Origin of the sequence: Pseudomonas brassicacearum, from assembly GCF_003732265.1 — a bacterium.
GTDB lineage: Bacteria > Pseudomonadota > Gammaproteobacteria > Pseudomonadales > Pseudomonadaceae > Aquipseudomonas > Aquipseudomonas brassicacearum_D.
This window is the reverse complement of the sequence record NZ_MOBK01000002.1, coordinates 48,683-61,297: the sequence shown is the minus strand read 5'-3', so window position 1 is coordinate 61,297 and position 12,615 is coordinate 48,683. Positions and strand designations below refer to the sequence as shown.

General features: G+C 61.2%; 11 protein-coding genes. 3 read left to right on the top strand and 8 right to left on the bottom strand.

Annotation, left to right across the window (positions count from 1 at the left end; all coding sequences use genetic code 11):
• Positions 1–24 precede the first annotated feature (24 nt).
• The 7 genes from BK660_RS06320 to BK660_RS06290 all read right to left on the bottom strand — a co-directional run bounded on the left by BK660_RS06320 (position 25) and on the right by BK660_RS06290 (position 8,979).
• Positions 25–567 (bottom strand): 3'-5' exonuclease, encoded by a 543-nt coding sequence (locus tag BK660_RS06320; protein ID WP_123432602.1) that lies wholly within the window; start codon positions 565–567, stop codon positions 25–27.
• A 71-nt stretch (positions 568–638) separates the two neighbouring features.
• Positions 639–2,600 carry an acetyl/propionyl/methylcrotonyl-CoA carboxylase subunit alpha gene (locus BK660_RS06315; protein ID WP_123432601.1) on the bottom strand — a complete coding sequence of 654 codons (1,962 nt, stop codon included), beginning with the start codon at positions 2,598–2,600 and terminating at the stop codon, positions 639–641.
• 109 nt (positions 2,601–2,709) lie between these two features.
• Positions 2,710–3,507: an enoyl-CoA hydratase/isomerase family protein gene (locus BK660_RS06310; protein WP_123432600.1), complete on the bottom strand. Its 798-nt coding sequence runs from the start codon at positions 3,505–3,507 to the stop codon at positions 2,710–2,712.
• Complete coding sequence (gene atuD / locus BK660_RS06305) at positions 3,504–4,661, bottom strand: citronellyl-CoA dehydrogenase (RefSeq protein ID WP_123432599.1); 1,158 nt, start codon at positions 4,659–4,661, stop codon at positions 3,504–3,506. Before atuD ends, BK660_RS06310 begins: the two co-directional genes overlap by 4 nt.
• Positions 4,662–4,686: 25 nt before the next feature.
• A complete protein-coding gene (gene atuC, locus BK660_RS06300; protein WP_123432598.1) occupies positions 4,687–6,303 on the bottom strand; it encodes a geranyl-CoA carboxylase subunit beta in 1,617 nt (538 codons plus the stop codon).
• Between the two features lie 3 nt (positions 6,304–6,306).
• Positions 6,307–7,176, bottom strand: coding sequence for an SDR family oxidoreductase (locus tag BK660_RS06295; RefSeq protein ID WP_123432597.1), 870 nt, complete (start codon positions 7,174–7,176; stop codon positions 6,307–6,309).
• Positions 7,177–7,188: 12 nt separating this feature from the next.
• A complete protein-coding gene (locus BK660_RS06290; protein ID WP_185045025.1) occupies positions 7,189–8,979 on the bottom strand; it encodes an acyclic terpene utilization AtuA family protein in 1,791 nt (596 codons plus the stop codon).
• A 190-nt stretch (positions 8,980–9,169) separates the two neighbouring features.
• Between BK660_RS06290 and BK660_RS06285 the strand changes: the two genes are divergently transcribed.
• The 3 genes from BK660_RS06285 (at position 9,170) to BK660_RS06275 (ending at position 11,791) form a co-directional block, all read left to right on the top strand.
• Positions 9,170–9,796, top strand: a complete 627-nt coding sequence (locus tag BK660_RS06285; RefSeq protein ID WP_123432595.1) for a TetR/AcrR family transcriptional regulator — start codon at positions 9,170–9,172, stop codon at positions 9,794–9,796.
• A gap of 92 nt (positions 9,797–9,888) precedes the next feature.
• A complete protein-coding gene (locus BK660_RS06280; RefSeq protein WP_185045013.1) occupies positions 9,889–10,683 on the top strand; it encodes a substrate-binding periplasmic protein in 795 nt (264 codons plus the stop codon).
• Between the two features lie 94 nt (positions 10,684–10,777).
• Entirely contained in the window at positions 10,778–11,791 is a 1,014-nt protein-coding gene (locus BK660_RS06275) for a GNAT family N-acetyltransferase (protein WP_123432593.1), read from the top strand.
• A gap of 144 nt (positions 11,792–11,935) precedes the next feature.
• Here BK660_RS06275 and BK660_RS06270 read toward each other — a convergent pair whose 3' ends face one another.
• Entirely contained in the window at positions 11,936–12,484 is a 549-nt protein-coding gene (locus BK660_RS06270; protein ID WP_027925770.1) for an RNA polymerase factor sigma-70, read from the bottom strand.
• Positions 12,485–12,615: the final 131 nt, after the last annotated feature.

The window sequence follows — 12,615 nt, the reverse complement described above, 5'->3', positions numbered from 1 at the left end:
AAGGCCTTGAGCGCCGTCACCACTCTAGGTGGGGAGAGTCAGCGGTAACAAGCGAGCTGTATTGCGCGCATCTTCCAGCGCCCGGTGTTGCTGCCCGGTGAACTGCATGCCTGCCAGTTGCAGGGCGCCATTGAGCCCCAGCGGGCGTTCCAGGCGCCGGGCCTTGGCAAAGCGCTGCTTGAGGTTCATGTGCGGCACGCGGCTCAAGGCGCTGTCGAGTTGCAGGCGTTCCCACTCCTGAACCAACTGTTTGCGGTCGTAATCGCCCCAGCTCGCCCAGCCTTCCAGGCGTGAATGATGCTGGCCCAGCCAACGCTCGAACGCCGGCCAGACCTCGGTCAGCGGTTGCGCGGTGTCGATATTGCCTTGGGTGATGTGCGTCAGCTCCCGGCAAAACGGTGTCAGCAAGGGCCGCCGCAGTGGCCGCACGAAACGCTGGAAGTGGTCCAGTTCGCGACCTTTGCGGTCCACCAGGGTGGCACCGATTTCGATGATTTCCATTTCCGTTACTGGCCAGCCACCTTCATCGGTGGTGGCTTCCAGATCTATCACCAGCCAGTGAGGCATCGCAGGTTTCCTGGTATCCGCGTCCTGATAGGGCTTGAGCGTAGCCAAACCCGGCGGATCCGCCTAGCGGCTTATTCGACCTCCAACAAAATCTGACGATTTTTGACCTGATCGCCGACCTGAACCTGCAAGCGTTTGAGGACGCCGTCGATGCCCGACTTGAGCGGATGCTCCATTTTCATGGCTTCAAGCACCACCAATAGCTGGCCTTTGCTGACCGCGCTGCCCTCACTGACCAGTACGTCAACGATGGCGCCGTCCATCGGTGCCTTGAGCGTGCCGGAACTGACGCTGGCCTGACTGCTGACCAGCGCCTGGGTCCGATCCAGCAGTTTCAAACTGCCGGGGCGCGCGAACAACCACAGGTGCCCGGCCTCGAGGCGATAGGCATGACGCTGGTGGATGCCGTCGATCTCCAGCATTGCCCGGCGTCCATCGCTACGGATGATTTTCAAGTTGAGCAGTTGCCCGGCGACTTGAATCCGAAACGTCCCGTCAGGCAAGGCGTTTAATTCCACCGGCCAATCCTGGTCATTCAGGCCGATGCGATAGTGCAACGGCACGCTGGCATTGTTGCGCCAGCCCTTCAGCGGTGCCGCGTGAGCCTGTGCCGACGCTTGATAAAACAGCGCCGCAGCGATGGCCAGCTCCGCAGCGCTCGGGACATGCGCCTGCAAGCACGGATCGTCAGCAAAGTAGGTCGGGATGAACCCGGTGCTGAACTCGCCACTGATGAACTGCGGGTGTTGCAGCAGACCGGCAAGCAGGCGCTGATTGCTCTGTACGCCCAGCAACACGCTGTCCTGCACCGCCCGCAACAACTTGCGCCGGGCCTCTTCGCGGGTTGCACCGTGGGCGATGATCTTGCCCAGCATCGGGTCATAGAACGGACTGATGTGCTGGCCTTCAATCAAGCCATGATCGATCCGCACACCATTCTGCAACGCCGGTTCCCACGCCGTGACTTGACCGGTTTGCGGCAGAAAGCCGTGAGCGGGATCTTCGGCGTACAAACGCACTTCCATGGCATGCCCGTTGAGCTGAACTTGCTCTTGTCGTAGCGGCAGCGGTTGCCCTTCGGCGACGAGTAATTGCCAGGCCACAAGGTCCAGCCCAGTGATCAGTTCGGTCACCGGGTGTTCAACTTGCAGCCGGGTGTTCATCTCCAGAAAGTAGAACTGCCCGCGTGCATCCAGCAGAAATTCCACCGTGCCGGCACCGACGTAATTCACCGCCCGGCCGGCCTTGAGCGCGGCCTCACCCATGGCCTGACGCAACTCGCTGGTCATCACCGGGCAGGGCGCTTCTTCGATGACTTTTTGATGGCGACGCTGGATCGAACAGTCGCGCTCGCCGAGATAGATCAGGTTGCCGTGCTGATCGCCAAACAGCTGAATCTCGACGTGGCGCGGGTCAATCAAGGCTTGTTCGAGAATCAGTTCGTCGCTGCCAAAACCATGCTGCGCTTCCGAGCGGGCAGTGCGCAGTTGTTCCAGCAACTCGCTGGCATCCTGCACCAGGCGCATGCCCCGTCCGCCGCCGCCAGCACTGGCCTTGATCATCAATGGGTAGCCGATGCGTTCGGCTTCGCGACTCAGGGTTGCGTCGTCCTGTTCGGCGCCTTGATAGCCTTTAACACAGGGCACGCCCGCGTCGATCATGGCAATTTTCGACAGGCGTTTGCTGCCCATTAGCTCAATGGCTTCGGGGCTGGGGCCAATGAAAGTGATGCCAGCGTCGCGGCAGGCAAGGGCGAAGCCAGCGTTTTCCGAGAGGAAGCCGTAGCCGGGGTGAATCGCATCGGCACCGGTGCGCCGGGCGGCGTCGATGATGGCCGGGATGTTCAGATAAGACTGCTGCACCGGGGCCGGGCCGATGTTGACGGCTTCGTCGGCCATTTGTACGTGCAGGGCATCGGCGTCGGCATCGCTGAAGAGGGCGACGGTGCGATAGCCCAGCGCCTGGGCGGTGCGCTGGAGGCGGCAGGCGATTTCACCGCGGTTGGCGATCAGGATTTTTCTGAGTCCGGGCATGAAGGCTTTCCTTGATATTTGCGGTGGATGTGATGGCCTCTTCGCGAGTAAACCCGCTCCCACATTTGAAATGCGTTCGAATGTGGGAGCGGGTTTACTCGCGATGCTTTTAGGAGGCCCACCCCGGTTTTCTTTTTTGCACAAAAGCCATGGTCCCTTCGATGCCTTCCGCCCCCGTCACCGCTTCACTAAACCACTGCGCCGCGTCATCCAGCAGCGCATCCGACGGTTGCCCGGCACTCGCCAGCAGCAATTTTTTAGTCGTCGCATTCGCCCCCGGCGCACAACACAGCACATGGGCGAGGATTTCATCGAGGCGTTCGGCCAGCGCTTGCGCGTCATGCTCGACAAAGTGCACCAGGCCCATGCGCCGCGCTTGTGTGCCGTCGAAACGCGCGGCGGTCAACGCCAGGCGCCGGGCCTGGGTCAGGCCGATGCGCTGGACCACAAACGGGGCGATTTGCGCGGGCAGCACGCCAAGGCTGGTTTCCGGGAGTCCGAACTGCGCCAGGTGATCGGCCAGGGCGACATCGCTGACGCAGGCCAGGCCCAGGCCACCGCCCAACACCGCGCCTTGCAGCACTGTGATCACCACTTGCGGCGCGTGTTGCACCTCTTGCAGCAGGGCGCCGAAGGCCCGGTTCAACTCGCGATAGGCGTCCGGGCCTTGGGCTCGTGCGCTGGCCATGTCCTTGATGTCGCCACCGGCACAGAAATGCCCGCCGGCACCGCCGATCACCAAGGCCCGGACCGCTCGATCATCACGCACCGCCGCAAGGACCGCACGCAGTTCGGCGACCATGTGCAGACTCATGGCATTCCTGCTTTCCGGGCGATTGAGGGTGATGTGCAGCACGCCGTTATGCGACTCCAACAGCAGCGTCTGGCAATCGGGCAGGGCGTTCATTTCTTTTTCCCCGGCAGGATGCCCATGAGTTTGCAGATGATCCCGAGCATGATTTCGTCGGCGCCACCGCCAATCGACACCAGCCGCACGTCGCGGTAAGCGCGGGCCACCGGGTTGTCCCACATGAACCCCATGCCGCCCCAATATTGCAGGCAACTGTCGCTGACTTCACGGCCCAGACGTCCGGCCTTGAGCTTGGCCATGGAAGCCAGACGGGTGACGTCCTGGCCTTTGATGTATTGCTCGGTGGCCTGATAGACCAGCGCCCGCAGGCATTCGATTTCGGTTTGCAGCTCGGCCAGGCGGAAGTGGATCACTTGATTGTCGATCAGCGCGTTGCCGAAGGTTTTGCGCTCCTTGCAGTACTCGATGGTGCTGTCGACGCAATACTCCAGGCCCTTGATCATGTTCGCCGCACCGAACAGGCGTTCCTCCTGGAATTGCAGCATTTGCATCATGAACCCGGCGCCTTCATGGCCGATGCGGTTGCGTTGCGGCACACGCACATTGTCGAAAAACACCTGGGCGGTTTCCGAGCTGCGCATGCCGAGCTTGTCCAGGTGCGAGCTGAGGCTGATGCCGGGCGTGTTCATCGGCACCATGATCAGCGACTTGTTGATGTGTGGCTTGTCGTCCGAGGTGTTGGCCAGCAGGCAGATGAAGTCGGCGCTGGGCGAGTTGGTGATCCACATCTTGCTGCCGTTGATCACGTAGTCATCGCCGTCCTTGCGGGCGGTGGTTTTCAGCCCGGCAACGTCGGAGCCGGCGCCGACCTCGGAAACGCCAATGCAGCCGACCTGTTCGCCGATAATCGCCGGGCGCAGGAATTCTTCCCGCAGCTCATCGGAGCCGAAGCGGGCGAGGGCGGGAGTGCACATGTCGGTCTGCACGCCGATGGACATCGGAATGCCGCCGCAATGGATGGTGCCGAACTCTTCGGCGGCGACAATCGAATAGCTGTAGTCCAGACCCATGCCACCGAATTTTTCCGGTTTGGAAATCCCCAGCAGCCCGAGGTCGCCGGCCTTGCGGAAGATTTCGTGGATGGGGAAGCGACCGGCCTTTTCCCATTCCTCGACGTGAGGGTTGATCTCGTGATCGACGAACTGGCGGACGGTGCGGCGCAGTGCTTCGTGTTCCTGGGTGAAGATCATTTTTATTGTTCTCCTAAAGGCCGGTCTAGAACCTGGCGACGCCAAAACTGTTGGTTTGCAGCGGCCGCACCTCGGCCTCGTGACAGATATCCAGCAAGTAACCGAGCAACGTCCGCGTGTCCCGCGGATCGATCAGCCCGTCGTCCCACAAATTGGCACTGCCATAGAGGGCGGTGGACTGACTGTCGAGTTTCTGCGCGGTGACCTGCTCCAGCATGTCGAGCATTTTCGGGTCCGGCACCAGTCCGTCCTTGAGCTGTTTGGCCTCGGTGACGATTCGCAGCACCTTGCCGGCCTGGGCACCGCCCATCACGGCGGTGCGGCTGTTGGGCCAGGCGAAGATGAAACGCGGGTCGAGGCCACGCCCGCACATCGCGTAGTTGCCGGCGCCATAGGAGCCGCCGACGACAATCGTCAGTTTCGGCACCCGGGCATTCGCCACCGCTTGAATCATCTTCGCGCCGTGCTTGATCACGCCTTGCTGTTCCGATTCGGTGCCGACCATGAACCCGGTGGTGTTGTGAAAAAACAGCAGCGGCGTCTGGCTCTGGTCGCAGAGCTGGATGAACTGCGCGGCCTTGCTCGCACCCTTGGGCGTGATCGGGCCGTTGTTGCCGATGAAGCCGCAGGCACGGCCCTGGATTTTCAGGTGGCCGCAGACGGTCTGCTGATCGAATTCAGCCTTGAATTCGAGGAAGCTCGAACCGTCGGCAATACGCGCGATGATCTCGCGCACGTCATAGGGTTTTTTCGGGTCGTCCGGGATCAGGCCCAGCAGTTCGTCGATGGGGTAGAGCGGTTCGTCCCAGCGATGTTCCTGGCGCCGGGGCAACTGATCGTTCCAGGGCAACAGGCCGACGATCTCGCGCACCTGGCGCACGCCGTCGGCATCGTTCTCGGCCAGGTACTCGGCGGTGCCGGCTGTTTGTGCGTGCATCTCGGCGCCGCCGAGTTCTTCATCGGTGGCGACTTCCCCGGTCGCCGCTTTCAGCAGAGGCGGGCCGGCGAGAAACAGCTTGGCTTTACCGCGCACGACCACCACGTAATCGGACAATCCCGGCTGATAAGCGCCGCCCGCGGTGGCCGAGCCATGCACCACGGTAATCTGCGGCAATCCCATGGCCGACATCCGTGCCTGATTGGCAAAGCTGCGTGCGCCTTCGACGAAAATATCCGCGGCGTAATTCAGGTTGGCGCCACCGCTTTCGGCGAGGGTGATCACCGGCAGTTTGTTCTCCATGGCGATCTGTTGCAGGCGCAGGGACTTTTTCAGTCCGCTGGGGGAAATGGTCCCGCCCTTGATCGCGCTGTTGTTCGCCACCACCAGCACCCGCACGCCGGACACATAACCAATCCCGGCGATCAAACCACCACCGGCTGCGCTGCCGTCCTTGTCGTCGTGCAGCTTGTAGCCGGCCAGGCTTGCCAGTTCGAGGAACGGCGCTCCGGGGTCGAGCAGCAGGTTGAGGCGTTCACGTGGCAGCAGTTGGCCACGCTTGTCGAATTTCGGCTTGGCTTCGGCTGCCTTGTTCAACAGGTTCTGTTCGAGCTGGCGCACGTGTTCGATCACGGCCAGCATCGCGTCGCGGTTCTGGGCGAACTGCGCGTTGAACGGGTCTACCTGGGATTCAATCACCGGCATGGGCTATTCCTTGTCCTTGAGTACGTCAGGTAAGTACGCGCGGTGAAAACCGTTGTACGACTCGCTGTTCGTAGCCTTGTGGATCGGCCACGCCCGCCCGCCGAGGCTGGCGGCACCGTCGATGCGCAAGGTACTGCCGCTGACAAATGCCGCGGCCGGGCTGAGCAGGAACACAATCGCCGCGCTGACTTCCGATTCGGTACCGATGCGTTTCAGCGGCACGTGTTCGCGCAAGGTGGGGATTACCGCTTTGAATGCGCCTTCGTAAGTGTCCATGCCGCTGGACGCGACCCACCCCGGCGCCACCGCGTTGACCCGCACCCCGGCGTAGCCCCATTCGAAGGCGGCAGTCTTGGTCAGATTATCCATGCCCGCGCGCGCCGCGCCGGAGTGACCCATGCCGGGCATGCCGCCCCACATGTCGGCGAGCATGTTGACGATGGCGCCGCCATGCTTGCTCATGGATTGATTGAACACTTCCCGGGCCATCAGGAAACCGCCCACCAGATTGGTGCGGACCACGGTTTCGAAACCTTTCTGATTGATCGAGGCCAAGGGTGAAGGGAATTGCCCGCCGGCATTGTTGACCAGCCCGTGGATCGGCCCGTGTTTGCGAATCAGCTCGCTGACCATGTGCTTGACCGCTTCTTCCTCGCGGATATCGCACGCGGCCCAATCCGCTTTGCCGCCGTCTTCGGCAATCTCGGCGGCGACGCTTTTCAACTTGTCAGCCTTGCGCCCGACCAGCAGCACATGCGCGCCCAGGGCTGCCAGTTCATGGGCGGTGCAACGGCCGATGCCGCTGCCGCCACCGGTGACAAGAATGGTTTGGCCCGCAAACAGATCGGTTTTGAAGATCGAATCGTAAGCCATGGCGGCAGTCCTCTAGTTGACCTGGTCGGCGATGCGCTGCGGCACCGGAATCTGGATCTCCAGCAGCTGCTGGGCGAAGGCCTTGCCTTGCGGGTCGATCCGCAGGCTGGCCACGCCACCGCCGCCGAGGGCGTTCTCCAGGAGAAAATTCAGACTGTGGGTGCCGGGCAAATACCAGCGCTCCACGCGCCCGTGAACGGGGTCGAGGACGTGGCTCATCCAGTCGACCATGACTTCCGGCGTCAGCGCTTCGGCGATCCACGGCAGGTACTCGGGCTCGCGGGCCATGACCCCGATGTTGCTGTGATTGCCCTTGTCGCCGGAGCGGGCGACCGCGAGTTTGATCAGGGCCACGCTGGCGTCGGCGCGGTCGCTGGGCTGCGGTGGGTCGATGGGGACAGGCAAGTCATCCGGGTCGAGCACATCGACGGCGGGCAGGGCGCAGGGGTGGCGCTGGCCGTTGAAATCAATGTCCAGCGTGCAGGCGGTTTTGTCGATAAGGAAGGAGAACAGCCGGATCAGCGGATACACCGTTGGCCGCCCGCCGACGATCCCGGTCAGCCCCGGCGCCATGCCCGTTGCGGCCTGGGCGATTTCCCGGGAGAACACGATCAACGCCTGTTTGCTCGGGTGACGCACCGCGAGTTTGATCACCACTTCGCGGCTGTCCGTGCGCTGGCCGTGGGGGCCGTAGGTGGCCTCGCTGCCAAGTAATTCGATGTTCACTTCGCTGTACGGCGCCCAGCCGCGCTGGCGGAAAATGTCCGAGGTCTTGTTGATGATTGCTTCGCTGACCCGGCGCGCCTTGTCCACCGCATCGATGCCCGCGATCAGGCAACTGGCGGTGCAGCGGAAACCGTCCGGGTACGTCGCGCTGACCTTGTATTGATCGGTCGGCGGCAGGCCTTTGGCGCCGTGCACCTGAACCGCGTTTTTGCCTCGTTGCTGAAGTTTGACCTGAGTGAAATCGCAGACCACATCCGGCAGCAGGTAAGCCCGTGGATCGCCGATTTCATAAAGCATCTGCTCGCCCACGGTCAGTGGCGTGACCAGGCCGCCGGAGTTTTCCGGTTTGCTGACGATGAACTGGCTGTCGGCGCTGACTTCGACGATGGGGAAGCCGATGTGTTCGTAGTCGGGCACTTCGCGCCAGTCGGTGAAATTACCACCGGTGCATTGGGCGCCGCATTCGATGATGTGGCCGGCCAACGCGGCTTGGGCGAGTTTGTCGTAGTCGTGCCAGGACCAGCCGAATTCATGCACCAGTGCCGCGCTGACCACGGCGCTGTCGACCACGCGCCCGGTGATGACGATGTCCGCGCCCAGGCGCAAGGCTTCGACGATGCCCGGCGCGCCGAGGTAGGCGTTGGTCGACACGCACAGGGGCGGTAACGGCGCACCGCTGAACATTTCATGAAGGCCAAGGCTGCTCAGCTGTTTGAATTGCGGTTGCAGGTCATCGCCCAACAGCACGGCGATTTTCAACGCCACACCGGCCTTGTCGCAGGCGGCTTGCAGGGCGGCGGCGCAGGCGAGCGGGTTGACCCCGCCCGCGTTGCTGATGACACGAATCTTCTGTTCGGCGAGTTGCCCCAGCAATGGGCTGAGGACTTCAATGAAGTCCCCCGCATAGCCGGCCTGCGGGTCTTTCATCCGTGCGCCGGCCATGATCGACATGGTTATTTCAGCCAGATAGTCAAAGACCAGGTAGTCCAGGCGTCCGCCTTCTACCAGTTGCGCGGCGGCGGTCGAGGTGTCGCCCCAGAAGGCGCTGGCGCAGCCGATGCGAATCGTTTTAGGCACAGTCAACTGCATAGCCACCTCCCACTGAAGTGAATCGAGACTACCAAGCAAGCGCTTGGTCTGTAAATGGCTGAAATATCTTCTGCCCGAGCGCTTGCTTGGTGGTCGTCGCCAGCTTAAATTGCCCGCGCAACCCCGTTGTTTTTGCGGCAAGCGGCGTATTTGATTGATCGACTGTAGGAGAGAACGGGTGGACGAGCAAAAAGCCCTGAGGGTCATGCGCGAATTGGTCGACAACGGCCAATTGACCGACCCGGACAGCGCCCGCGGCAAATTGCTGCAAGTGGCGGCTCACCTGTTCCGCAACAAAGGTTACGAGCGCACCACCGTGCGCGATCTGGCGGGCGCCGTGGGCATCCAGTCAGGCAGCATTTTTCATCACTTCAAAAGCAAGGACGAAATCCTTCGCGCCGTGATGGAAGAGACCATCCGCTACAACACCGCGTTGATGCATGCGGCCCTGGCCGAGTCCAGCAACGTCCGCGAACGGGTGCTGGCGCTGATTCGATGCGAGTTGCAGTCGATCATGGGTGGCAGCGGCGAGGCCATGGCGGTGCTGGTGTATGAATGGCGCTCGTTGTCCGAAGACGGGCAGGCGCAGGTATTGGCGCTGCGTGATATTTATGAAGACCTGTGGCTGCAGGTGTTGGGCGAAGCCAAAGAGGCGGGTTACATTCGCGGCGATGTGTTCATTACGCGGCGCTTCCTCACGGGCGCCTTGTCCTGGACCACCACCTGGTTTCGCGCTGACGGCAGCATGAGCCTCGATCAATTGGCCGAGGAAGCCTTGATTCTCGTACTGGAAGAAAAACAATAAGGTTGTGCCAATCTAAGGAAACTGGCTAAGTGGCCGAAACCGCCTAGCTTGAATGCATTGATGCGTATTTTTTTGGGGAGTGGGTTGTTTTGATGTCTTCGCCAATCAGGACGGCTTCGCGGCTTTTGCTGGCGTCGCTTGCGGCGCTCTGGGTATTGCCGTCCCACGCGGCACAACTGGTGCGAGTGGGGGCGGCGCATTTTCCGCCCTATACCATTCGCCCGGAAACCGGTGTCGACACCGGCCTGCTGCCACAACTGGTCGAGGCGTTGAATCGCGAGCAAAGCGATTATCAGTTTGTCCTCGTGCCCACCTCCATTCCCCGGCGCTTCGGTGATTTCAAGCAGGGCCGGGTCGACATGGCGATTTTCGAAAACCCGGATTGGGGCTGGAAGGATATTCCTCACACCAGCGTCGATATGGGGCTTGAAGACGCCGAGATTTTTGTCGCGCAGCACCTGCCGGATCGACAGCAGGACTACTTTGCCGACCTCACCGGCAAGCGCCTGGCCCTGTTCAGTGGCTATCACTACGAATTCGCCAACTTCAATGCCGACCCGAAATTCCTCGCGCAAAACTACAACGCGACGCTGACCTATTCCCACGACAGCAACTTGTTGATGGTGCTGCGCGGGCGGGCGGACATTGCCCTGGTGACGCGCTCGTACCTGAGCGATTACCTGCTGCGCAACGAGAAGGTCGCCGATCAGTTGCTGGTGTCCCAGCGCATCGATCAGGTCTATCACCACTACGCCATCCTGCGTCCCTCCGCGCCGATCACGGGCGAAGCGTTCGGCAAGTTGCTGCAAGGATTGCGCGACAACGGCCAGATGCTGAAGATTTTCGATCCGTACAAAATCGCCGTGGTGCCGGTGCCGCGAACCTGATATCGCGCCACGGTATTTACGTACTTGTCCTAAATTTCCGGCCCCGGCTCACGTCACATCGTTGAACTGTCGACGATTAACGTGAGCCCGACCCATGCCCGATTTGAATGACCTGACTGCGCTGGCCCTGCCAGCCGAAGGGCCGCTTGTAGCGGATGAAAGCGAAAATCGCCTGCACCTCAGCCTGCAAGGGCAGCCGTTAATTCAGCTGCGCCTGACCCGCGAGCCCGAGTTACAGGTGCAGGTGGAAGAGCACTTTGGCCAACCGCTCGAACAGGGCATCCGGACGGCGTGTTATTGGCTGTTCGCCCGTGATCCTGCTTGCCAGCGCCTGACCTGGCAACTCGATGAAGTCCCCACCGATGCACTGCTCAGCGGATTGCTGATTGCCACCGAAAACGTCGGCCAGTATCACTGTTTGCGCACCCTGTTCTGGCAATTGCCTCAGCCATGGCTTGGTGAATCGCTGACCGTCAGTTATCCGCAGCATAGGGTCATCAGCAACGGCAAGCGTCACCCGCTGCGCCCACCGAAGCCGCAGGGCGAAGTCTATCGGCGCTTTGATGCGCGCCTCGGTGCCTGGATTTCCCTGCGCACGGCGGACATTGACGTGGACCTGGAGCGTTTCAATCGCTGGCAGAACAGCCCGCGCGTGGCGAGTTTCTGGCAGGAGGAAGGCAGTCTCGAACGGCATCGTGACTACCTGCAAAAACTGGCGGCGGACCCGCACACGGTGACCCTGATTGGCTGTTTCGATGATCAGCCGTTTGCCTATTTCGAAGTGTATTGGGCCAAGGAAGACCGCATCGCGCCGTTCTATGACGTCGATGATTACGACCGTGGCATTCACATGCTGGTGGGTGAAGAAAACCACCGGGGGCCGCACAAAGTGGCGAGCTGGTTATCGGCGCTGGTGCATTACCTGTTTCTCGACGATCCGCGCACGCAACGGGTAGTGGCCGAGCCTCGCGCTGATAACGCGAAGATGATCGGGCACATGCAGGGGCAGGGGTTTTATCGCGAAAAAGAGTTCGACTTCCCGCACAAGCGCGCGGCGTTGATGGTGGTGGGGCGGGAGCGGTTTTTTGATCGGTGCCGGTTGGCTTGATGGGTAAGACTCAGGATCTGTATCGGTCTTGAGTGCGCTTTCGCGAGCAAGCCCGGTCCCACATTAGACCGAGTCGTTCAAGTGAACGCGGTCAAGTGTGGGAGCGGGCTTGCTCGCGAATGGGTGCAACACAGATTCCGAATCTTAACGACGAGCAAAAGTATCCGCCCGACTCCCCGACACCTTGCGGCAATGCACCAGCGCATCACGAATCATGAAGTTCACCAGGGTCGGTGATACGCCGAGTTCCTTGGCGATGTCCTTTTGCGGCACCCCGTGCAGGCGGTACATCTCGAAGGCGTAACGGGTGCGGCTCGGCAACTCCGTCAGCGCATCGGCAATGTGCTCAAGGGTCGAGAAATTGATATGCGAGGTTTCAGGTGAAGCGCCTTGGATCACCACGTTCAGACCTTCCTCTTCAGGGCCGGAATACTTCTGCTCCAGCGCCTGCTTGCGGTAGTGGTCGATCGCCAGGTTGCGCACGATCTGGAACAGGTAGCTGAGCTGAGCCTTGAACGAGGACGTGATCGCCGGTGCTGATTGCAGCCGGAAAAACGCATCCTGCACCACGTCTTCGGCGCGTGACCGGCAACCGGTAATGCGGGCTGCAATCTTGACCAGAATCAGTCGATTGTCGACGAAGGCCTGAAGTAGCGGTGAATCGCACCTGCTTGTGGATACTTGTTCCGTCATGGAAATCACCCTGCTGCCAATAGGTTGGTGGGGCGGCAGGAAACCTGTGCCGCCCGACACGTCGAGCGACAAATTAGGCTTAATGATAATGATTGTCAATTGAGAAAGAGAACTAATGCGCCTCGTTGGTG